24 protein-coding genes, 1 tRNA gene and 1 pseudogene are annotated in these 21,298 nt (G+C 63.5%); 15 read left to right on the top strand and 11 right to left on the bottom strand.

The features are described from left to right. Nucleotides 1-10: 10 nt before the first annotated feature. Nucleotides 11-511: pseudogene (locus AC1DX4_RS18045) on the bottom strand (TPM domain-containing protein); the annotation flags it as partial. A gap of 21 nt (nt 512-532) precedes the next feature. After that, nucleotides 533-1,171 carry a LemA family protein gene (locus AC1DX4_RS18040; protein ID WP_172222459.1) on the bottom strand — a complete coding sequence of 213 codons (639 nt, stop codon included), beginning with the start codon at nt 1,169-1,171 and terminating at the stop codon, nt 533-535. Between the two features lie 163 nt (nt 1,172-1,334). Between AC1DX4_RS18040 and AC1DX4_RS18035 the strand changes: the two genes are divergently transcribed. The 6 genes from AC1DX4_RS18035 to AC1DX4_RS18010 all read left to right on the top strand — a co-directional run bounded on the left by AC1DX4_RS18035 (nt 1,335) and on the right by AC1DX4_RS18010 (nt 6,619). Next, nucleotides 1,335-1,586 carry a hypothetical protein gene (locus tag AC1DX4_RS18035; RefSeq protein ID WP_475456011.1) on the top strand — a complete coding sequence of 84 codons (252 nt, stop codon included), beginning with the start codon at nt 1,335-1,337 and terminating at the stop codon, nt 1,584-1,586. A 13-nt stretch (nt 1,587-1,599) separates the two neighbouring features. After that, the gene (gene pdxY, locus AC1DX4_RS18030; RefSeq protein WP_477221582.1) at nt 1,600-2,484 is read left to right on the top strand and encodes a pyridoxal kinase PdxY; all 885 of its coding nucleotides are present in this window, start codon (nt 1,600-1,602) and stop codon (nt 2,482-2,484) included. Next, on the top strand, nt 2,481-3,251 hold the full coding sequence (locus AC1DX4_RS18025) for a DUF429 domain-containing protein (RefSeq protein ID WP_477221581.1): 771 nt from the start codon (nt 2,481-2,483) through the stop codon (nt 3,249-3,251). The genes pdxY and AC1DX4_RS18025 overlap by 4 nt, the downstream gene beginning before the upstream one ends. A 139-nt stretch (nt 3,252-3,390) precedes the next feature. Beyond that, nucleotides 3,391-4,035 carry a carbonic anhydrase gene (locus AC1DX4_RS18020; protein ID WP_027060457.1) on the top strand — a complete coding sequence of 215 codons (645 nt, stop codon included), beginning with the start codon at nt 3,391-3,393 and terminating at the stop codon, nt 4,033-4,035. Continuing rightward, nucleotides 4,032-4,466 (top strand): nuclear transport factor 2 family protein, encoded by a 435-nt coding sequence (locus AC1DX4_RS18015; RefSeq protein WP_477221580.1) that lies wholly within the window; start codon nt 4,032-4,034, stop codon nt 4,464-4,466. Before AC1DX4_RS18020 ends, AC1DX4_RS18015 begins: the two co-directional genes overlap by 4 nt. Before the next feature lie 98 nt (nt 4,467-4,564). Next, nucleotides 4,565-6,619, top strand: a complete 2,055-nt coding sequence (locus tag AC1DX4_RS18010) for a M3 family metallopeptidase (RefSeq protein WP_477221579.1) — start codon at nt 4,565-4,567, stop codon at nt 6,617-6,619. Nucleotides 6,620-6,738: 119 nt separating this feature from the next. Here the strand turns inward: AC1DX4_RS18010 and AC1DX4_RS18005 are convergent, their stop codons facing one another. The 4 genes from AC1DX4_RS18005 to AC1DX4_RS17990 all read right to left on the bottom strand — a co-directional run bounded on the left by AC1DX4_RS18005 (nt 6,739) and on the right by AC1DX4_RS17990 (nt 11,364). Next, on the bottom strand, nt 6,739-8,283 hold the full coding sequence (locus tag AC1DX4_RS18005) for a M81 family metallopeptidase (protein WP_477221578.1): 1,545 nt from the start codon (nt 8,281-8,283) through the stop codon (nt 6,739-6,741). Between the two features lie 22 nt (nt 8,284-8,305). Next, nucleotides 8,306-9,130 carry a carbohydrate ABC transporter permease gene (locus AC1DX4_RS18000; RefSeq protein ID WP_172222440.1) on the bottom strand — a complete coding sequence of 275 codons (825 nt, stop codon included), beginning with the start codon at nt 9,128-9,130 and terminating at the stop codon, nt 8,306-8,308. Next, a complete protein-coding gene (locus AC1DX4_RS17995) occupies nt 9,127-9,996 on the bottom strand; it encodes a carbohydrate ABC transporter permease (protein WP_475456000.1) in 870 nt (289 codons plus the stop codon). The genes AC1DX4_RS18000 and AC1DX4_RS17995 overlap by 4 nt, the downstream gene beginning before the upstream one ends. 135 nt (nt 9,997-10,131) lie before the next feature. Continuing rightward, nucleotides 10,132-11,364 (bottom strand): ABC transporter substrate-binding protein, encoded by a 1,233-nt coding sequence (locus tag AC1DX4_RS17990; protein WP_477221577.1) that lies wholly within the window; start codon nt 11,362-11,364, stop codon nt 10,132-10,134. Between the two features lie 181 nt (nt 11,365-11,545). Between AC1DX4_RS17990 and AC1DX4_RS17985 the strand changes: the two genes are divergently transcribed. The 3 genes from AC1DX4_RS17985 to AC1DX4_RS17975 all read left to right on the top strand — a co-directional run bounded on the left by AC1DX4_RS17985 (nt 11,546) and on the right by AC1DX4_RS17975 (nt 14,333). Then, nucleotides 11,546-12,316 (top strand): SDR family oxidoreductase, encoded by a 771-nt coding sequence (locus AC1DX4_RS17985; protein ID WP_477221576.1) that lies wholly within the window; start codon nt 11,546-11,548, stop codon nt 12,314-12,316. A gap of 2 nt (nt 12,317-12,318) precedes the next feature. Further along, nucleotides 12,319-13,386, top strand: a complete 1,068-nt coding sequence (locus AC1DX4_RS17980) for an ABC transporter ATP-binding protein (protein WP_477221575.1) — start codon at nt 12,319-12,321, stop codon at nt 13,384-13,386. Between the two features lie 65 nt (nt 13,387-13,451). Continuing rightward, nucleotides 13,452-14,333, top strand: coding sequence for a MurR/RpiR family transcriptional regulator (locus AC1DX4_RS17975; RefSeq protein ID WP_477221574.1), 882 nt, complete (start codon nt 13,452-13,454; stop codon nt 14,331-14,333). Between the two features lie 201 nt (nt 14,334-14,534). On the opposite strand, the gene AC1DX4_RS17970 is transcribed toward AC1DX4_RS17975, so the two are convergent. After that, complete coding sequence (locus AC1DX4_RS17970) at nt 14,535-14,846, bottom strand: DUF167 domain-containing protein (protein ID WP_477221573.1); 312 nt, start codon at nt 14,844-14,846, stop codon at nt 14,535-14,537. A 7-nt stretch (nt 14,847-14,853) separates the two neighbouring features. Then, complete coding sequence (locus tag AC1DX4_RS17965; protein WP_477221572.1) at nt 14,854-15,150, bottom strand: YggT family protein; 297 nt, start codon at nt 15,148-15,150, stop codon at nt 14,854-14,856. A gap of 146 nt (nt 15,151-15,296) precedes the next feature. On the opposite strand from AC1DX4_RS17965, the gene AC1DX4_RS17960 reads away from it, so the two are divergent. From AC1DX4_RS17960 to AC1DX4_RS17935, 6 genes are all read left to right on the top strand, one after another. After that, nucleotides 15,297-15,372: transfer RNA gene (locus AC1DX4_RS17960), tRNA-Ala, on the top strand. 326 nt (nt 15,373-15,698) lie between these two features. After that, nucleotides 15,699-16,448 carry a helix-turn-helix domain-containing protein gene (locus AC1DX4_RS17955; RefSeq protein WP_477221571.1) on the top strand — a complete coding sequence of 250 codons (750 nt, stop codon included), beginning with the start codon at nt 15,699-15,701 and terminating at the stop codon, nt 16,446-16,448. A gap of 502 nt (nt 16,449-16,950) precedes the next feature. Then, nucleotides 16,951-18,009 carry a SagB/ThcOx family dehydrogenase gene (locus AC1DX4_RS17950; protein WP_477221570.1) on the top strand — a complete coding sequence of 353 codons (1,059 nt, stop codon included), beginning with the start codon at nt 16,951-16,953 and terminating at the stop codon, nt 18,007-18,009. A 67-nt stretch (nt 18,010-18,076) separates the two neighbouring features. Beyond that, nucleotides 18,077-18,328 (top strand): hypothetical protein, encoded by a 252-nt coding sequence (locus tag AC1DX4_RS17945; protein ID WP_475455982.1) that lies wholly within the window; start codon nt 18,077-18,079, stop codon nt 18,326-18,328. A gap of 3 nt (nt 18,329-18,331) precedes the next feature. Continuing rightward, the gene (locus AC1DX4_RS17940) at nt 18,332-18,571 is read left to right on the top strand and encodes a hypothetical protein (RefSeq protein WP_477221569.1); all 240 of its coding nucleotides are present in this window, start codon (nt 18,332-18,334) and stop codon (nt 18,569-18,571) included. Between the two features lie 27 nt (nt 18,572-18,598). Continuing rightward, nucleotides 18,599-18,916, top strand: coding sequence for a hypothetical protein (locus AC1DX4_RS17935; protein WP_477221568.1), 318 nt, complete (start codon nt 18,599-18,601; stop codon nt 18,914-18,916). A 6-nt stretch (nt 18,917-18,922) separates the two neighbouring features. On the opposite strand, the gene AC1DX4_RS17930 is transcribed toward AC1DX4_RS17935, so the two are convergent. Genes AC1DX4_RS17930 through exbB form a run of 3 tightly spaced genes read right to left on the bottom strand, consistent with a single transcriptional unit; the run spans nt 18,923 to nt 21,259 of the window. Beyond that, the gene (locus tag AC1DX4_RS17930) at nt 18,923-19,870 is read right to left on the bottom strand and encodes an energy transducer TonB family protein (RefSeq protein WP_477221567.1); all 948 of its coding nucleotides are present in this window, start codon (nt 19,868-19,870) and stop codon (nt 18,923-18,925) included. After that, nucleotides 19,867-20,334, bottom strand: coding sequence for a TonB system transport protein ExbD (exbD, locus tag AC1DX4_RS17925; protein WP_477221566.1), 468 nt, complete (start codon nt 20,332-20,334; stop codon nt 19,867-19,869). Before exbD ends, AC1DX4_RS17930 begins: the two co-directional genes overlap by 4 nt. Nucleotides 20,335-20,341: 7 nt before the next feature. Beyond that, nucleotides 20,342-21,259: a tonB-system energizer ExbB gene (gene exbB, locus AC1DX4_RS17920; protein ID WP_477221565.1), complete on the bottom strand. Its 918-nt coding sequence runs from the start codon at nt 21,257-21,259 to the stop codon at nt 20,342-20,344. Between the last annotated feature and the right edge of the window lie 39 nt (nt 21,260-21,298).

Below are 21,298 nucleotides of genomic sequence, written 5' to 3'. Positions count from 1 at the left end.
GTCGTCACCCGCTGCCTCCCAGCACCATGACAATGTCGTCAACGGCTTTGGAAATGCCGCCGGAGAAATCGCCGGCGCGGAAAGCCGGCACCATGTCGTTTTCGATGATCCGCTTGCTCTGCAGATTGGTGAGCGTGCCTTCCAGACCAGAGCCGACCTCGATGCGCATCTTGCGATCGTTCAGCGCCACCAGCAACAGCACGCCGTTGTTCTCCTTGGCTTGGCCGAGTTTCCATAAGCGGAACAGCCGGGTGGCATAGGGTTCGATCTCCTCGCCGTCTAGGCTGGGAATCGTGGCGACGACGATCTGGTCGGAACCCTTTGCCTCGAAGTCGGCAAGCTTTTGCGTCAGCGCCGCCTCGGTCGCGGCATCAATGATACCGGCATTGTCGACGACACGGCCCGTGAGCGCCGGGAGATCGGCGGCGAAGGCGGTTAGAGGGAGGAAAAGGATGAGGAGCGCAAACGCGAGAACGCGAATGCGGTGCCGCCCCTCATCGGCCTGCAACATCACGACGCTTGGCTCCGGCGATCACCCGCCCTGCTTCGTGCCGAAATCGACCTTCGGCGGCTGCATCTTGTCTTCGTCGACGGTGAAATTGGCGTAGGGCTCGTTGCTGCGGAACCAGAAGGTCGCCCACAGCACCGACGGGAAGGTCTTCAGCGTCAGATTATAGTCCCTGACCGCCTGGATGTAGTCGCGCCGTGCCACCGCGATGCGGTTCTCGGTGCCCTCGAGCTGCGCCTGCAGCGCCAGGAAGTTCTGGTTGGCCTTGAGGTCGGGGTAAGCCTCCGACACCGCGATCAGCCGCGACAGCGCGCTGGTCAGCCCGGCCTGGGCATCCTGGAACTTCTTGAGGGCTTCGGGATCCTTCAGCGTTTCCGGCGTCACCGTGATCTGGGTCGCCTTGGCGCGTGCCTCGACCACCGCGTCGAGCGTGTCCTTTTCATGCGAGGCATAGCCTTTGACCGTCTCGACCAGATTGGGAATGAGATCGGCGCGGCGCTGGTACTGGTTCAGCACCTCGCTCCAGGCCGCCTTGGCGTTTTCCTCCGCCGTCGGGATCGTGTTGTAGCCGCAGCCGGCAAGCAGCGGCAGCACGATTGCCATCATCAGGAAGGCGGGCAGCGTGCGGAATGTCGATGGTCTGGCAAGGCGCTGGGCAAGCATGATGGGGTTCCTCGGTAGAAGTTGCATGCGAAGCATTACCACAATCAGCGCGCAAGAAAACGGCCTCTACCTCTTGAGCAGGCCCGGCATCCATTGCCCTGTCGCAAGGCCCTGTGATTGGCCGCGCGAACGCGATAAGGTCCGGTCGAAACGGGACATCATCATGGCGGAACGCCACGACAGCGAGAGCGAATCGCGCCGCATCCTCGAGCGCGTTGCGCGCGAGACGGATCCGTCCGGCACCTCGTTTGTGGCGCGGACCACGAAAGGCGTGCGCGACCACGTCTCCGCGGCCGATGCCGACCGCGACGATCCGATCGAAGTCTGGGGCACCCGCATTGGCCGAACACTCGGCCTGCTTCTGACGCTGGGCCTGATGGTCTGGCTTGTGCTTTACGTCATCCGGGGCAGTTAGGAATCAAAGAACAATGAGCGCCGAGCAAACCGACGCGCCGCGTGCGGTCATCGTCATTTCCAGCCATGTCGTGCGCGGTTCGGTCGGCAACCGTGCCGCCGTGTTTGCGCTGGAAACGCTGGGCTTTCCGGTATGGGCCGTGCCCACGGTCACGCTGCCCTGGCATCCCGGCCATGGGCGAGCGACACGCATCGTGCCGCCGCTCGACCAGTTCAAGGCGCTGATGGCCGATCTCGAGCGCGCGCCATGGCTGGGCGAGGTCGGCGCCGTGCTGTCGGGCTATCTCGGCGAAGCCGGCCAGGCCGAGGCCGTCGCCTCGCTGGTCGCCGCCGTCAAGGCCAGGACGCCTGATGCCGTCTACATCTGCGATCCGGTGATGGGCGATTCCGGCGGCCTCTACGTGCCTGAAACAACCGCCGTCGCCATGCGCGACCGGCTGATGCCGATCGCCGACATCGCCACCCCCAACCGTTTCGAGCTGGAATGGATGGCTGGCGCGCCGCTGCCCGATTTGAAATCAGTGATCTCGGCCGCACTCCACGCCGGACCGTCGACCATGCTGGTCACCTCGGCACAGTCGATGATGATTGGCGGCACCGGCAACCTGCTGCTCGACGGCACCCAGGCGCTGCTCGCCGAACACCGCCTGATCGACAAGCCGCCGAATGGCCTGGGCGATCTGACGGCGGCCGTCTACCTTGCCCGCATCCTCTCCGGCCAGCCGCCGATCAAGGCGCTGCAGTCGACCACGGCGGCGGTCTACGAAATCCTGGCGCGCACCGCAAAACGCGGCGGCGACGAGCTGCAGCTCGAAACCGACGCGCAGAGCCTGTCGCACCCGATGGCCATGGTGCAGCTGCGCCACCTCACGCATCCGGGGCGGGACCGCCGGGCGTGACCTCGACGGAAGTCGTCCTGGTCGGCGCCGACGGCTGCAAGGCCGGCTGGATCGCCGTGCGACGCGCTCCAGGCTCGATGCCTTCGGTCGAGGTCTTCGTCAGCTTCGCAGCGCTGCTTTCGGCAATTCCCGACAATGCGATTGTCGCCGTCGACATGCCAATCGGCCTGCCCGAATTTTCCAGCAAAGGCGGGCGCGGGCCGGAGGCGCTGGTCAGGCCACTGCTCGGCACACGCCAGTCCAGCGTCTTTTCGATCCCGTCCCGGGCCGCGCTCTATGCCGACACCAGCGACTTCACCACCGTCGAAGCCTGGTACGCTGCGCATCGCCGGGCGAGCGACGTGGCCAAAACCACATCCGACCCGCCGCGCAGCGTTTCCATCCAGGCCTTCGGCATTTTTTCGAAAATCCGCGAGATCGACACCTTGCTGATCGCGCGGCCCGATTTGCGTGGCCGCATCTTCGAATCGCATCCGGAGGTCGCCTTCTGCCGCCTCAATGGCGATCAGGCGATGCAGTTGCCGAAGAAGATCAAGGGCAGCGTCAATCCGGCCGGCATGGCGGAGCGCAAGGCGCTGCTGTACCGGCACGGCTATGACATGGACTTCCTCGATCAGCCGCCCCCGCGTGGCGCGGCCGCCGACGATTTCCTCGATGCGGCCGTCATGATGCTGATCGCCGGCCGCATCGCCGGCGGCCAGGCCATGCCGTTTCCGGACCCGCCACGCGCTGACGGTTTTGGCATACCGGTCGCCATCTGGGCGTGACAGAGTCGGCGGACCTCCCGCTTTGGCGCATGGCATTTATGGCCAGCCCCCGCAATTCTGCATTGCTCGTAACAGGCTTTTACCGTTAGAGCCTTTCTCGACCGCAAAGAGCTGCCGCCTCCAACCTGGAAAGCCGCCCATGCCTCATCTTCCCGACCACCTCCTCGCCGGCTACCGCAATTTCATGAATGGCCGCTACCTCACCGAGAGCGGCCGCTATCGCGAGCTCGCCCGGGAGGGCCAGGCCCCGGAAACCATGATCGTCGCCTGTTGTGACTCCCGATCGGCCCCCGAAGCGATCTTCGACGCCGGGCCAGGCGAGCTCTTCGTGCTGCGCAATGTCGGCAATCTGGTGCCGCCCTACGAGCCGGATGGCGAGTTCCATTCGACCTCGGCCGCGCTCGAATTCGCGGTGCAGAGCCTCAAGGTCAAGAACATCGTCGTCATGGGTCACGGCCGCTGTGGCGGCATCCGCGCCGCGCTCGACCCCAATTCGGCGCCGCTGTCTCCCGGCGACTTCATCGGCAAGTGGATGAGCCTGATCGCCCCGGCTGCCGAAACCGTCTCCTCCAGCACCTTCATGACGGCAACGGAGCGCCAGACGGCATTGGAACGCATCTCGATCCGCTATTCCATCGCCAATCTCAGGACCTTTCCTTGCGTCTCGATCCTCGAGGGCAAGGGACGGCTGTCGCTGCATGGGGCCTGGTTCGACATCTCGACCGGCGAGCTCTGGGTGATGAACAAGGAAACCGGCGATTTCGAGCGGCCGGTGCTGGAATGAACGGCAAGGCGCGCCAGGTGATGAACGTCCGCTCGGTCGTTTTCACGGCGGCCGCGCTGCTGATAGCGATCATTGCCGCCCGCGCCGATGACGGCGCCATCATCAGCCGCTGGTATTCGGCGCTGCTCGTCGCCGACCGCACCGAACTCGCAGATCTGCTTGCCGACGATGTCCGCATCAAACTCGATGACCTCGGCGTCGTTCAAAGCAAGCAGGAATTCATCGCCTCGCTCGACGAATGGAAAGGTGCTGTTGCCGGTGCTGCGATCCGCCACCGCATCGAGAAGAGCGAGGGCGGCGTAACCACGGTGATCGCCTGCTACGACTTCCCCAACAATGACATGCTGATGCAGGAAACCTTCGCGGTGACCGACAACCGCATCACCGCCAGCTCGCAGGCGGCAATCGCCGAAAACTGCGAGGGCTACTGACGAAAGCCTGACCACCGGCGCTGTTGCGCGCGGCAAACCAGCGCCCTACATCGGTGGTGACCACCCTTCCCCTCGCCGTCATATTCGAAAGACAGCTCATGACTTCCAAACAAGCCATCGATCTCGCCGCCCATCCGCTGACCACGTGGCAAGGGCCGCTCGGCCTGCCCGACTTTGCTCATATCGGCGACGACGATTTCTCCCCGGTCTTCGATGCGGCGCTGAAGGCGCATGAGGCCGAGATCGAGGCGATCGCCGGCAACAAGGATGCAGCGACCATCGAGAACACGCTTGAAGCGCTGGAACTCGGTGGCGAGGCGCTCGATCACGTCTCGTCGATCTTCTGGTGCCGCGCCGGCGCTTACACCAACGACACTATCCAGGCGCTGGAGCGCGATATTTCGCCAAAAATGTCCAGGCATTTCTCGGCGATCTCGATGAACGAGAGACTGTTTGCCCGCATCGACGACCTCTACCAGCGCCGCCAGAGCCTGGGCCTCGACGCGGAGACACTGCGGGTGCTGGAGAAGACCTGGAAGGGTTTCGTCCGTTCCGGCGCCAAGCTCGATGCCGACGGCAAGAAGCGGCTGGCGAAGATCAGCGAAGAGCTGTCCTCACTCGGCACGACTTTCGGCCAGAACGTGCTGGCCGACGAACGCGACTGGGCGCTGTTCCTCGACGAAGCGGACCTTGTCGGCCTGCCCGACTTCGTCAAGAGCTCGATGGCGGAAGCGGCCGAAATGCGCGACCAGAAGGGCCGCTACGCCGTCACCTTGTCGCGATCGATCTATGAGCCGTTCTCGACCTTCTCGGAACGCCGCGACCTGCGCGAGATCGCCTTCAAAGCCTTCACCATGCGCGGCCAGAATGGCGGCGCCACCGATAACACGTCAGTTGTGCGCGACATGCTGAAGCTGCGCGCCGAAAAGGCCAAACTGCTCGGCTACGCCTCCTTCGCTGCGCTGAAGCTCGACGACACCATGGCCAAGACGCCGAAGGCGGTGCACGACCTGCTCGACCCGGTCTGGGAAAAGGCGCTTGAAAAGGCCGCCGCCGACCAGAAGGAGTTGGAACGGCTGGCGGCGGAAGCCGGCAGCAACGAAAAGTTCGCCGCCTGGGACTGGCGCTTCTACCAGGAGAAGCTGCGCGCGGAAAAATTCGCCTTCGATGAGGCCGAGCTGAAGCCCTATCTGCAGCTCGACCGCGTCATCGACGCCTGCTTCGACGTGGCAACCAGACTGTTCGGCATCACCTTCGAGGAGAAGAGGGGTATTGCCGCCTGGCACCCCGACGCGCGTGTCTTCGTGGTGAAAAATGCCGACGGCAGCGAGCGCGGCCTGTTCCTCGCCGATTATTTCGCGCGGCCCTCCAAGCGTTCCGGCGCCTGGATGAGCGCGCTGAAGTCCGGCTACAGACTGGGTGGCGGCTCGAAGCCGGTGATCTACAACATCATGAACTTCGCCAAGCCGCCGGCAGGCGAGCCGGCACTGCTGTCGGTCGACGAGGCGAAAACGCTGTTCCATGAATTCGGCCACGCGCTGCACGGCATGCTGACCGACGTCACCTGGCCGTCGGTTGCGGGTACTTCGGTCAGCCGCGATTTCGTCGAACTGCCCTCGCAGCTCTACGAGCACTGGCTGACGGTGCCGGCGGTGCTGGAAAAGCATGCGCTGCACGTCAAGACCGGCAAGCCGATGCCGAAGGCGCTGCTCGACAAGATGCTGGCTACGCGCACCTTCGGCGCCGGCTTCGCCACGGTCGAATTCACCTCCTCCGCCTTGATGGACATGGCCTATCACGCTCGGCCCGACGCTCCGGCTGAACCGCTTCGTTTCGAAGCCGAAACGCTGGCAAAACTCGATATGCCCGACACCATCGCCATGCGCCACCGCACCCCGCATTTCGGCCATGTCTTTTCGGGCGACGGCTATTCGGCCGGCTACTATTCCTACATGTGGTCGGAAGTGCTCGACGCCGACGCTTTCGCTGCCTTCGAGGAGACCGGCGATCCCTTCAACCCGGCGCTGGCCGAACGGTTGAGGAAGAACATCTACGCCGCCGGCGGCTCGAAGGACCCCGAAGAGCTCTACACGGCGTTTCGCGGCAAGATGCCGTCGCCGGAAGCGATGATGGTGAAGCGGGGATTGGTGTGATTAGCCGATCTCCCCCCTCGTGGGGGAGATGGCCGGCAGGCCAGAGGGGGGCGCTGTCCCGCTGGCCTGTCAGTCGATGACAATCCCTCCGGTCCGTCGAATATCCTTGCTCATCCAAACTAAGAGAGGTCGCGATCCTTCGCGCCCCCCTCTGCCCTGCCGGGCATCTCCCCCACAAGGGGGGAGATTGGCAGCTTCCAAGGATCCGGCACCCGTGGCCACACCGGCCGCGTCAGCTTCTTATAATCGGTTACCGCCGGATTGCTCGGATACGAACTCGGCGCGGTGACATAGATGATCTCGGCGGCGATAGGCTCGAAACCGGCATAAAAATGGTTGGTCGACTTGATCAGCAGGATATCCTTGCTCATCGGATCGACGCCGATATTGGAAAAGATATCCGGTTCGAAGGTCTGCGTGCGGTTGGTGTTGAGGATGATATCGACCTCGGTGCCTTCGATGCGGACCAGCGCGGTCGGTCCGAGCGTCACCCGGCTCGGGCCGAAACTCTGCCAGCCCTCCGGAACGGCCTTCAACACCTTGACGCGCGCGTCGATCGGCTCGCCCGCCAACGGCCCGGCCTTGCCGCCGAAGCGCAGATCGATGACGGCGCCCTCGCCCGCCGCCTGACAGAAGGTCACGGCGATCGGATCCCAGATCGTCGCCATGCCGACATTGTTCAGGCCACGTTCCAGCATGGCGCGCAACACGACCGTACCGTCGCCCGCAACGCCGCCGCCGGGATTATCCCAGATGTCGGCGACCACCACCGGCTTGCTCGGATTTTCGGCGCGTACGGCCAAGGCACGATCGATACCGGCCTCGGTGCTCAGCATTGTCATCGCCGTCTTTTCGCGCAAGGCATAGAGTTCGCGTCCCAGCCGCTCCGCCAGCGCGTCGCCCTTGGCCTCATCATTGTCGGTGACGACCAGGATGCGCGTACCCATTTCCGGCACATCGGCCGCCATGAAGCCGTGGATGACCGAGACCGACAGTACGCCGTCCTTGCCGTGCAGCGCCTTGATGCGGTCGACGAAGGAGCGCATCGGCTCGCGGCTGGTCGGCAGCACCTGGATCATGCGGCAGTCGAAGGTCGAAATGACAGGCTTGATCTCACCGCGCGCGGCAGCCAGCCCAAGCTCGACGACATGTTCGCCGCGCTCGTAGAAGTCGGTGTGCGGGAATTCGAGGAAGTAGGCCATGATATCGGACGCCGCCACGCGCTTCGGCGTCAAATGGCTGTGCGGATCGAACTCGGAGGCGATCACCACTTTAGTACCGACGATTGCGCGCACACGTTCCAGCAGATCGCCTTCGCAATCGTCATAGCCTTGCGCCACCATGGCGCCATGCAGGCCCAGGATAACCGCATCGACCGGCAGTGCCGCCTTGAGCTGCTCGAGAATCTCGTCGCGCAGCGCCTCATAGGTCTGCCGCTGCACCAGGCCACCGGGCTCCGCCCAGGTGGCGGTGCCCTCGATCACGGTCAGTCCTTCCTTTGCCGCGCGCCGGCGCAAGGCGACGATCGGCGAGGAACACAGCGTGGGCGTCTCAGGATGCTTGCTCGGCCCGGCGTAGAAGGCCATCTCGAACGAGGCCCGGTCGGTCGGCACCGGCGAGAAGGTGTTGGTTTCCGTCGCCAGCGAGGCGGTGAAAATGCGCATGAAAGCTCCAAAGATGTAACGGCTATTTGACGGCTCCGAGCGCCAGCCCGCGGACCAGATAGCGCTGCAACCAGATGAACAGGATCGCCACCGGCAAGGTCGCCAGCAGTGTCGCCGCCATGACGTGATGCCACTCGATCGTGTAGCGGCCCGCGACCAGCGAGAACACCTGGATCGGCAGCGTGTAGCTCTCCTGGCTGCGCAGCATGGTGAGCGCGACGACGAATTCGTTCCAAGCGTTGATGAAGGTGAAGATTGCCGTCACCGCGATCGCCGGCAGGCAGAGTGGCAGGAACACCTTTCGCAGCGTCAGCCAGCGGCCGGCGCCCTCCATCCATGCGGCCTCCTCGAGATCGCGCGGGATGGTGTCGAAATAGCTCTGCAGCATCCACACGGTGAACGCGACGTTGAAGGCCATGTAGATGAAGCCTAGCGCCGTAGTGCTTTCCACCAGCCCCCAGGCCGCCATCAGCCGGAACAGGCCGAGCACCAGCACGATCGGCGAGATCATCTGCGAGATAAGCAGGAACTGGCGGAAGGCACCATAGCCGGCAAAGCGAAAGCGCGACATGGCGTAGGCCGCCGGCACAGAGATGAGGATGGCGCCGACCGTAGCGATAATCGAGACGTAAAGCGAATTGGCCAGCGCCTGGCCGAAGCCGGTCGCGACCCACATGTCGGCAAAATTCGACCAGCGGAACTCGCTCGGCCACCAGGTCGGCGACAGCACCTCCTGCCGCGGCTTGACCGCAGTCAGGAACATCACCGCAAAGGGAAAGATCGTCACCACGATCAAAGGCGCCAGCAGCAGCCAGGCGATGACCGTGCGCTTGAGTTTGCTTGTCATGCGCGCTGCTCCCGCATGGCGAGGCGAACATAGATCATGGTGAAGACCAGCAATATGGCGAACATCACCAGCGACACCGCAGACGCCTCGCCCAGTTTGCCGATGCGGAAGGCGAGCTTGTAGAGGTGGGTGACCAGGATGTCGGTCGAGTTGGCCGGCCCGCCCTGCGTCATCACCCAGATGATCGGGAACGAGTTGAAGACGTAGATGGTGTTGAGCACGATGGCGATGTTGATGAACGGCTTTAAGAGCGGAAAGGTGATCTCGCGGAACTGCTGCAGCGGCGTGGCGCCCTCAAGCGCCGCCGCCTCATAGAGATCGTCCGGTATCGACGACAGGCCGCCGAGGAAGATCGTCGTGGTGAACGGCACCGTCACCAATATGCCAATCAGCACCTGCATCGGGAACGCGGTACTGGCCTGCGCCAGCCACTGGATGTTGTGGTCGATGATGCCGAGGCCAAGCAGCGCCGAATTCAGCATGCCGCTTTCGCCGCTCAGCGCCCAGCGCCAGACCACCGCCGTCATGGTCAGCGACACCGCCCAGGGCAGCATGATGATGACACGAGCGATGCCGCGCCCGTAAAAGTCGGTGTTGAGGATCATTGCCACCGGCACCGACAGCAGCAGCGCGCCGCCGACCACCAGCACGGTCCATAGGCCGGTGCGCCAGAGTGCGGCGACGAAGTCGGGATCGGCGGCAAGTGCCGCGAAATTGGCAAGGCCGCTGAACTCGCGCAACTGGCCGAAGCGGTTGACGTCATGCGTCGAGATCTGGATCAGGTCCCAGACCGGCCAGAAGATGACGACCGCCGCCAGGAACAGGCTCGGCAAGGTCAGGAGATAGGGCAAGAAGCGATTTTGCATCGGCTGGCCTGCGCCTCGGCGCGTGGATCAGAAGTTTCTATGCGAATTTCGGATCCACCGCACCGGGCGGGAAACCAAGGGAGTGGCGCGCCCCGCCTGAGTCTGGGGCGCGCCACGGGCGCAGGGAGATACGCCCTATTTCTTGAGGACCGCGTTGGCCTTGGCCGCCGCTTCCTTCAGGCCTGCCTCGGGGTCGCCGCCGAGATAGATCTTCTGCATCGCGTCCGAGGTGATCTGGGCAACTTCTTCCCAGCCCGGAATGACCGGCGCGAAGCGGGCGTCGGGCAGCAGTGCGGTGAAGGCGGCCAGATCGGCGTTGTTGACGTAGTAATCCATCTTGGCCTCTTCCTTGTTCACCGGCAGGAAGCCTTCGCCTTGCGTGAACTTGGCGCGCTGCTCGGTGGTGAACAGGAAGTCCATCAGTTTCCAGGCCTCATCCTTGTTCTTGGAGTTCTTGAACATGATCATGGAATCGGTGACGCCATAGGTGCCGCGCGCGCCGGTCGGGCCGGCCGGAATGGCGGCGACGCCGTATTTCAGGGTCGGCGCCTCATCCTTGATCTGGTTGGACAGGAAGGGCGCGGTGATCATCATGCCGACCTTGCCCTGCTTGAACAGGTTCTGCACGTCCTCGCGGTTGTTGGAGGTGACGCCGGGTTCGGTCAGCCCCTCGTCGATCATCGATTTGTAGAGCTTGGCGGCCTCGAGCGCACCCGGCGTGCCAAGGCCCGACGTACCGTCCTTGTTGAGGATCTCGGTGCCCTGCGACCACATCGCATAGTAGTAATAGACGTCGGTCTCGATCTCCTTGCCCTGCAGGCCGAAACCGAAGGTGCCGGATCCCAGCGCCTTGATCTTGCGCGCATCATCCTGCAGCTCGGTCCAGGTTGCCGGCGGCTTGGCGATGCCGGCCTTCTCGAACAGCTCCTTGTTGTAGTACATGGCGCGCGCCGAGGCGGCGATCGGCAGACCGTAGGTCTTGCCGCTCATGATCGAGGGCGACAGGAAGGTGTCGATGAAGCGGCCCTTGAATTCAGGCGTGATATAGCCGTCGAGCGGCTCGGCAACATCCTGCTGGACGAAGTCGATCAGCCAGCGCGTGCCGATGATCGAGAGATCCGCATTGGTGCCGGCGGTGATGTCGGTGGTCAGCTTCTGCAACAGCACATCCCACGGCACGACTTCGAACTTGACGGTGATGCCGGGGTTCTTGGCTTCGAATTCCTTCTTCACCGCTTCGAAATACGGGCCGGTCTTGGCGCTGTATTCGGCGACGGTGACGCGCACTTCACCCGCATTCGCCTGCGCGGCGAAGGCCAGCATGCTCATTCCGGCCATCAGGCCGACAGTCCATTTGGCAAGGCTCATCTTAACTCTCCCATTGTTCCGCGCATTAGCGCTCCTTGTGCCGATGGCTGGCGCAAGATTTATGTGACTTTCCTACATTATCGAGGAATTTACGGCATGCAAGCAGATTATCATGTTGCTTAATTACATTCCATTCATTAGCCTGCCGACATCTGCCTGACCTGCCGGAGGAGCGAGCGCCGTGGTTTCGAAAGCCGAATTCGAGGGCCGCACTGTCGTTGTCACCGGCGCCGGCGGCGGCCTTGGCTCGGCGATCGTCGCACTGCTGGCCGGCAGAGGCGCACGGGTGGTCGGCTGCGACCAGTCGCAGGAGGCGCTGGCAAGCCCGCACCTTGCCTTGCGCCATGTCTTCAACCTTCTCGACCGGGCTTCGATAGAGGCGGGGATCGCTTCTGTGATCGAGAAGGACGGCGTGCCTGACATCCTGATCAACAATGCCGGCTGGACGCGCGCCGAGACGATTTCCGCGCTCAACGCCGACAAGATCAAGCACGAGCTCGACCTCAATTTGACCGGGGTGATGATGTTCACCGACCCAATTGCGAAGGCGATGGCGGCGCGCGGCTCAGGCAGCGTCGTCTTCATCTCCTCCGTCAACGCCATCGCCCATTTCGGCAACCCTGCCTATGCCGCGGCCAAGGCCGGCATCAACGCCTATGCCAAGTCGATCGCCGTCGAGCTCGGCCGCAGCGGTGTGCGCGCCAATGTTGTCTGCCCCGGATCGATCCGCACCGCCGCCTGGGACCATCGCCTGGCCAAGGACCCGGAAATCCTCGGCAAGCTCAAGCGGCTCTATCCGCTCGGCCGCATCGTCAATGCCGCGGAAGTGGCGGAAGCCGTGGCCTTCCTTGCCTCGGACCGCGCATCGGGCATAACAGGCGTGGTGATGCCCGTGGATGCGGGGCTGACCGCCGGCTGCCTGCCGTTCATCGACGACATATTGGGAGCGTGATCATGACCGACGTCGAGTTTCGCGACCTGTCGAAATCGTTCGGGCAGCACAAGATCCTGGAAAACATCAGCCTCGACATCAAGAGCGGTGAGTTCGTGGTGCTGGTCGGCCCGTCCGGCTGCGGCAAGTCGACCCTGCTGCGTATGCTGGCCGGCCTGGAGACGATCAGTTCGGGCGATCTGCTGATCGGCGGCACGCGCGCCAACGATTTGCCGCCGCAGCAGCGCAACATCGCCATGGTGTTCCAGTCCTATGCGCTGTTCCCGCATTTGAAGGCATCCGACAATATCGGCTTCGGCCCAAAAATCCGTGGCGAGAACCGCGCGGCGATCGACCAGAAGGTCAAGAAGGCCTCCGGCGTCCTCAACCTCTATTCCTATCTCGACCGCTATCCGCGCCAGCTATCGGGCGGCCAGCGCCAGCGTGTCGCCATGGGCCGCGCCATCGTGCGCGAGCCCTCGGTGTTCCTGTTCGACGAGCCGCTGTCCAACCTCGACGCGCAATTGCGCGTGCAGATGCGCACCGAGATCAAGGCGCTGCACCAGCGGCTGAAATCGACGATCGTCTATGTCACCCACGACCAGATCGAGGCCATGACCATGGCCGACCGCATCGTCGTGATGGACCGCGGCCGGATCCAGCAGGTCGGAGCACCGCTCGAGCTCTACGACAAACCGGCCAACAAGTTCGTCGCCGGCTTCCTCGGCTCGCCGTCGATGAGTTTTGTGTCCGGGGCCCTCAAGTCGACGTCTGACAAAACCTGGTTCGAGTCGGCCGGCGGCGGCCGGCTCGCGCTTGCCGGCAAGGCGGTACCGGCGGACAGCGCCGTGGAGGCCGGTATTCGGCCTGAGCACTTCATCATTGGTGAGGCCGCCGACGCCATGGCGCTCAAAGTGGATGTCGTCGAGCCGACGGGCTCGGAAACACACGTCTATGGCGCCATCGGCAGTGATACGGTGCGCGCCGTGTTCCGCGACAGGGTGCCGGTCCGGCCGGGCGACCTGCTTCCGGTGTCGGTCGATCCCGGCAACATCCATCTGTTCGACAAGGCGACGGGCCTGCCGCTATAACGCCTACCCCTGCGAAGGCAATCGCATGAAGACGAAGCGACAAACATGAGGACGAAAACACGGGCATGAAGACGCCGGCCGACATCATCACGCGGCTGCAGCTGATGTCGCAGGACGGCACCAAGTCGGATCGCCGGCTGGCGAGCCTTGTGCTCTCCGATCTCGACTTCGCCTCCAAGGCGGCGATTTCGGAGATTGCCGCGCGCGTCGGCGTCAGTGAGCCGACGGTGACCCGCTTCTGCCGCAATCTCGGTTGCGAGGGCCTGCGCGATTTCAAATTCTATCTGGCGCAAGCCATCGCCATCGGCGGCCAGTATCTGTCGCCCGAGCCGCTGAGCCGCGATGCGCGCGAGCAGCGTATCGCCACCGCCATCACCGAAGCGGCGATCTCGGCCATCCAGCGCGCCAGCGAGAACCTCGACATGACGACGCTGGTCGCTGTCGCTGAGCGGCTCGCGACGTCGGGCAATGTGCTGTGCATCGGCTCCGGCGGCATCTCGTCGATGATGGCGACCGAAATGCAGAACCGGCTGTTCCGGCTCGGCCTGCCGGTGCTGGCCCAGATCGACGGCCAGTTGCAGCGCATGTACGCCGCCGTTGCCACATCAGAAACCACGCTGGTCGCTTTTTCGGTGTCCGGCTATGCGCGATCGGTCATCGAGGCGGTGCAGGTCGCCCAGCAATATGGCGCCACCACGGTCGCCATCACCGCGCCCGACTCCGCACTTGCCAAGGTCGCCGACACCGTCATCCATCTGCAGCCGCTCGAGGACGGCAACATCTACAAGCCGACATCGTCGCGCTATGCGCTGCTGGCGATCGTCGACATGATCGTGACATCGGTTGCCGAGACACGCGGTCCGAAGGTGCTGGAGAATTTGCGCCGCATCAAGCAGAGCGTGAACACGCTGAAGGTCGACGATCCAAGGCTGCCGCTGGGCGATTGAAGGCGAACCGGGGTGATCACGCGGGGCAAAGCCCCCCTCACCCGGATTGCCAACCGAATTGCAAAGGGCAATTCGGGACAATCCGACCTCTCCCCGAGGTGAGAGGAGCCGGTCAGCGCCGGCGCCAGCCTCTTCTCCCCTCGGGGAGAAGGTGGCCGCGTAGCGGCCGGATGAGGGGGCGCGACCTGGCCGAACTGGGCTCTATAAGTCGAGCGTCTCAACAGCCTTCGCCAGCGCCTCCGGATCACCCGCTATGCGCAGTGTCTTGAGCCGTGCCGTGCCGCCGGCAACAATCGAAACAGCCGATGCCGGCACGCCCAGCGCCTTGGCGACCAGCTTCTCCAGTGCCTGATTGGCGGCGCCGTTTTCCGGCACGGCGCGGACCCGCGCCTTCAAATGGCTTCGCCCGTCCGCCGATGTCTCGACGCCCTCAAACCTGTCGACGGAAGATTTTGGTGTCAGCCGGACAAACAGATCGATGCCGTTCTCGCGGATGCGGAACGGCGCGCTCATGCAGTCGTCAAGCGCCCAGCAGCAGCGGCGCTATCGTGGTGAGAATGAACTGCCTGAGGAAGAACAAGATCAAGAGCAGGATGATTGGCGAAATGTCGACGCCGCCAAGGTCCGGAATGAAGCGGCGGATCGGCCGCAGCGCCGGCTCGGTCAGCCGATAGAGCATGTTGCCGATGCTGCCGACGAACTGGTTGCGCGAGTTGACGACGTTGAAGGCGTAGAGCCAGGAAAAGATCGCCGAGGCGATGATGACCCACCAATAGAGGTCGAGCGCCATGACGATGGTTTGAATGAGGGCGAGCATGCCGGTCTCCAATTGTTGCCGACATGTAGCCATTGCGCACCAAACCGGCAAGGGCCGGCAGCCGACGCACCAGACAACAAGGATTTCGGCAAAACGCCGCCTTGACAGAAATCCGCCGCGCCCGATAAATGCGCCATCCGTTGGACGGGGCTGTAGCTCAGCTGGGAGAGCGCGTCGTTCGCAATGACGAGGTCAGGAGTTCGATCCTCCTCAGCTCCACCATCGGAACAATCGGTTTTCCGCTTTTCCGCCGCACTGCCAGCGCGCAGGCGCCGTTCCACGCATAGCGACCCGGCGCTCAGCGCCAATGTCCCCAAAAAAAGCCATAGGCGATCTCGCGGTCTCCGGCGCAAGGCAATTGTCAATTGGACTTATGGCGATGGCCGCCCGCTGGATCGGCGCTATTTTTTTTGCAAGCCGTCCCATTAGAGTGGCGTTCTCAAATCAGTTTTTTCTGTGTGTTGTGACAAGGCGTTTCGGCGGGGGCGACCGAAGGCGCTATATGGATTCCGAGTCGGAATGAAGAAGTCGCCTGCGAAAGCAAATACGTGTCCATTCGCGAGAACCTCGCTGCAAATCTTAGACGGCTCTGCAAGGACCATGCCTCCGTTAGCGCGGTATGCCGTGAGTTGGGTATCAACCGCACGCAGTTCGAGCGGTACCTGCAGGGACAGACCGTCCCGAACAAGGCCACTGCCAAGCTGATCTGTGACTACTTCCGCATCGGCGAGGCCGAACTGTACCAGGACTCTGGTACTCCCGAGCCTATGGCTCTCGGCCTGCCGCCGATTTCCGAAAGCCTGTTCAACCAGATGATCCGCCCACCCGCCCCATCGATCGCGGGCGGCACCTATTTCACCTACTTTTCGATCCCGACCCGTCCCGACCTGTTGATGCGGTCGGTGACCTTCGTGCGTCGAGAGGCCGAACTGGTCACATTCCGCCGGGTTACCGGATGGTCGGAACGCCGTGGCTCGACATGGGCTCGGGCGCGCGGCAACCACTATGGCGTGGCGATCTCGCGCCTGAACTGGATTTATTTCAGCGGCGTCAACCGTCGCCAGACCGGCGAACCGTCCCTGATCTCCGTGCAATGGGCTCCCATCTCCGAACCGGTGCTGACGGGTAAGGCCATGCTGCTGACCGAGGCTGGGCCGGCATTCGTATCGGTCATCATGCGGCAGGATATGTCCGGTATCCGGCCACGGCATGCGATCCGCATGGCCCATGTCGTCAGGCTTGACGACCCGGGCATCGATCAACTCGTCGCCAGCCTCGTCCGGGACGGCCTGGGCTGAACCGCGTCGCGTCGCCACTGGTGCGACCCCCCTTCAGGTCTTTGTTTCCATGCATGTCGTCCTCCCAAAGCCGGGGGCACCTTTGGGCGTCGCTCGGTTACGCTAAATAAGAATAAGAATATACCGAAAAAGCGTATGCTAGCGATTGCCTACTCCATATCTGAGCAAAATCGTTTTTTTAGACTTTATCGACAAGAAAGATATTTTAGATCACACTGGCTTTACTACAATTTTAACAAACCATTAACTCTTTCGACCTTACCTTTCTTCTCGCGGATCCCGGTGTGGGGATCTTTCAACAGATCCCATTGGGGGGTCGGGAAAGGGACAAAAATGGCCAAGAAAGTGAACAATGCCCCGAAGCTGACGGTCGCCGCGGGCACGCAGACCGTCTTCTTCTCGCAGGGCATGCACTACAACAAGCGCTGAAGTCGTTCGGCGCCGACGGGCTCTTCGCCTGTCGGCGTCTCACTTTCACAAAACGGCATTCAGCATCATGAAAATGCGCTCTTCAAAAACACTTGTCTTCTATCCCGGGACCAACAAGGTCACGGCCTGCAATTTCCTGACCAGAAGCGTCTTCGAATGCAGCGCCGAGGTGATCGGTCTTCTTGCATCCTGGGACGAGTGGGCCTCCACGGCGGAGATCGCGCGCGCCCACGGATGGTCGAAGTCCGACCTGAATGCTGTCGTCCCGCAATTGATTGATTTTTCCGCTCTGGTCACCGCCGGCTCGCCACTGGCCGAACAGGAAACCAAATTTTCCGGACAGTGGAGGTGGGGCATCCCGACCGCGCTGATGCATTTCTGCGTGCAGGACGCAGAGTTCATGACCATTGACCAGGCCGAGGCACGCCAGATCGACCGCGCCGGTCACGTCGCGCAGCCCGACCTCGTGCTCAAGAATGCCACCGGCGCCATTGCGCTGCCGAACGCACTCGACGACAACGAGCTTCTGACCATGATGGCGCGGCGCCGCACCAACCGCACCGCGGCCGCGCCCACCATCACCGCGCAGCAACTCTCCGATTGCCTGTTCGCGGGTATGGGCATTACCGGCGAGACCAGCAATTGCGTCGGCGCCCTGCCGCTGGGCATGACCCCTTCGGGCGGCGCCCGCAACCCCTACGAGGCCTATGTGGTTGCGCTTGGCGTCGAGGGGCTGGAGCCCGGCGTCTATCATTACTCCGCCGCCGATCACGACCTTGGCAGGATCTCGGCCAACCATCTGCCCAAGATCGCCGAACTGGTCGGCGGGCAGGAATGGGCGGATGCCATGCCTTGCCTGATCCTGCTTTGCGCCAGGCTCGATCGCACCATGTGGAAATACGAGGACGCCAACGCCTATCGCGTGGTGCTGATCGAGGCGGGCCATATCGGCCAGAACATGATGCTGGCGGCGACCAGGCATGGTCTGTCGGCCTGCCCCACGGCAGCTCTCAACCATTCGGCGATCAAGCGTCTTCTCGGCCTCGACCGCCTTACCGACGCGCCCATCTATGCGTTGACACTCGCGACCCCGGAACCAAGCCCGCATTCGGCGGGTCAGTCGATTAATTAGCCGTCTTACTATGTCCAGTGCTACCAGTACGCGTTCCCTGAGTACCACCCGATGACAGGAGCAGACCGTGCCAAATCAGACCCTTCGTCAGTCAGAGATCGATAGCCTTCAATATATCGCATCGATGAGCAATGAGCTGGTGCAGATGGCCGAAGCAAGCCGTTTTCCCATGATCTCCTATCTCTTGGGCATGGCCTATGCCGAAGCCTTCGATGTCCTGCGCGGCGCGCGGCCGGCAAGGCATGCGCAGCTCAGCGGCAACCCGATGCATCCCAAGCCGAATGCAAAGGAAAGCCACGCTCAGCCAAGGAGAGCGTAGCGAATGCAACCATCAGCCCTGTGTGCGCCGGCCGGCTCGCGGCCGAACCGGTGGGAGACAGTCTGTGCGCTGCAAAGCCTGCTGCCGCTCTTGAAAAAGGCCGCCGCCGATCTTGGCCGCGCCGACATGGTCTACTGGTTCGAGCAGGCCGACGCAGAGCTTGCCAACATCATCAAGGGCCGGCCATCCGACACCGCCGCGATCCCCACCTTGATCGCCCGCAGCCCGCAAAATTCACATTGAGCATAGAGATTCGAGGGGGACCCGCCAATGAACATGATCGCACCCATCAGGAGCGCCGACGCCAGGGACAGCGTCTTCGGCCGGCTCCAAATCTTGATCGCCAGCCGGCCGGGCTCACCGGATGCCGCGCGCCTTGAGTCCCGGCAACTGATTTCCCTGGCGATGGCCGACACCTGGCAGGCCGACAGCCTGTGGGGCGCGGCGGACGCCTTTCACGCCCATTTCGATTTCATGATGCAGACCATCGAGATCAATGGCGCCGACGATCCGAATCTCAGGACGCTGCGTACGAAATGCCGCTTCTATCTGGAGCAGGTTGAAGCGTTGTGCCAGTCGATGAGCTGAACGGCTCTAATCCCGCAAATTGAACACGAACGGCGCCGTGCGGCTGACGCGCGAACCGAGTTCCGGCGGCGGTGCCGGCACCGTTGCGCCCTGCAGCACGGCGAGCGCAGCGCGGTCGAGGTCGGCATCGCCTGAAGAACGGGCCACGCGGGCCGACATCACCCGGCCGGATGCATCCACTGTGAAGGTCACGTTCACATTGCCCTGCGCGCGCCTGGATTTCGCGGCGCTGGGATAGCGCTTGTGCCGATTGATCCATGCCGTCAGCCGGGATTCCCACTTGGCCGGGCTGACGCCTGAAGCCCCGCTCGCCGATTTCGGCGCGGCCGCCTTGGCCGCCGGCTTTGTCTCCGCGCTTGCGGTGGCAACCGTCTTTGCCGGCTCGGCCTTTTCCTTCTTTGGCTTCGGCTTGGGCTTTTCGACCGGCTTCTTCGCCTTGGCCCGGACCGGTTTCTTTTCCTTGGGCTCGTCGACCGGCTTTGGCTGCGGCAGCGGAACGACCACCTCTGGCGTCGCGGCCTCGACGACGTCGGGAATGACCTCATCCGGGGGCTGATCGACCGGTTCGGCCTCGGTTGTCTCTGTCGGCTCGGCCTGGTCGGGCGGCACCGTGTCCGGTGGCTCGACGGTCGGTTCTGCTTGTTCGGTCACCTTCTCGGACTCGGCCTCAATGGCCTTTTCGGTCTCCGCGACGGGTTCGGTCTGGTCGGGCATCGCCGCATCCAGCATCGCGGCCTGTTCCGGTACCGCCGGTGTCACAACCATCGGCGCCATTTCGACCACCGCGGCCGGCGGCGGCCCGCCATCCGTCTTGATCGGACTGAAGCTCTGCACCCCATAGGCGACCGCGACATGGGCGCCAAGCATCAGCACCGCCGCACCTGTCCACAGGCCAAGATCGCGCCAACCGAAGCGCGACAGCCGTACCGTGGGCAAGGCGGCGGACCGCGTCATGGCGCGGCCGCTCCCGCTGGGGCGGGTGCCGGGGCGTCGGCCGTGGGCGCCGTCTCCAGGCCGACCAGCGCGATCTTCAGATAGCCGGCGCCACGCAGCAGGTTCATCGCCTCCATCAGGTCGCCATAGGCGACCGCCTTGTCGGCGCGCAGGAAGATGCGCGTCTGCTTGTCGCCCTTGGTCTTGGCGTTGAGCGTGGCGGCAAAGGCCGGGCGCGGCACGGTGTCGTTGCCGATCGCCAGCGTGAGATCATCTTTCAAGGTCAGGAAAAGCGGCGTTTCGGGCCTGGGCGCCGGTGTTGCCGTCGAGCCCGGCAGGTCGACATTGACGTCCACCGTCGCCAGCGGTGCGGCGACCATGAAGATGATCAGCAGCACCAGAATGACGTCGATGAAGGGCGTGACGTTGATCTCGTGGCTCTCCTCGAGATCGTCGTCCATGGTCTGTCGAATTCTGCTTCCCATGGCGTCGCTACTCCGCCGCCAGCGCCGTCGCCGGCGCGACCGTGCGGAAATCCAGGTCGCGGCTGACCAGCCTCTCGACGCCCGCCGAGGCATCGGCGAGGATCTGCCGGTAGCCGGCTATCGAGCGGGCGAAGACGTTGTAGATCACCACCGCCGGAATTGCCGCGACGAGGCCCATGGCGGTGGCCAGCAGCGCTTCGGCGATGCCGGGTGCTACCACGGCCAGATTGGTGGTTTGCGCCTGTGAAATGCCTATGAAGGCATTCATGATGCCCCAGACCGTGCCGAACAGGCCGACGAAAGGTGCGGTGGAACCGATCGTCGCCAGCACGCCGGTGCCGCGTGACATGCGTCGCGACGCCGCCGCCTCGATGCGCGACAGCCGCGAGGTGACCCTTTCCTTCAGTCCGTCGCCGCCGACATGGTCGAGCGCACCGGCCGAAAGCGCGGTCTCTTCCTCCGCCGCCTTGACCAGTAGCGCACCGGGACCGCCGCTGCGGTCAAGCGCACGGCTGGCCTGCTTCAGCGTCGCGGCCTCGCCAATCGCGCGCACGGCACGGCTGATGCGCAGCTTGCCGCCAAAAATCTCCAGCGATTTGGCGAGCCATATCGTCCAGGTGACGAGCGAGGCGAAGGCCAGTCCGATCATCACCACCTTCACGATGATGTCGGCGGCCATGAACATGCCCCATGGCGACAAATCGTGCGGCAGGTTCAACTCCATCGGCGCCGATGGTGCGGCCCCGGCTGGCTGCGCCGGTGCCATCGTGGCTGGTGCTGCAGCGGCGGGCGTGGCAGGCGTCGGTGCGGGTGCAGTAGCAGGCGCCGCAGGGGCAGCGCCGGCCGGTTGCTCCTGGGCCATGGCGTAGCCGCCTGCCAGGATTACCGATGCGACCAACGCCGCCAACAAACGAGTTCTAGACAACAGCTTCTTCCTTGTTCTCACAGCGGCCAGCCGCTTCCT

It is taken from the genome of Mesorhizobium sp. P3_A8, from assembly GCF_056402995.1.
This window is presented reverse-complemented; position numbering and strand designations above follow the sequence as displayed.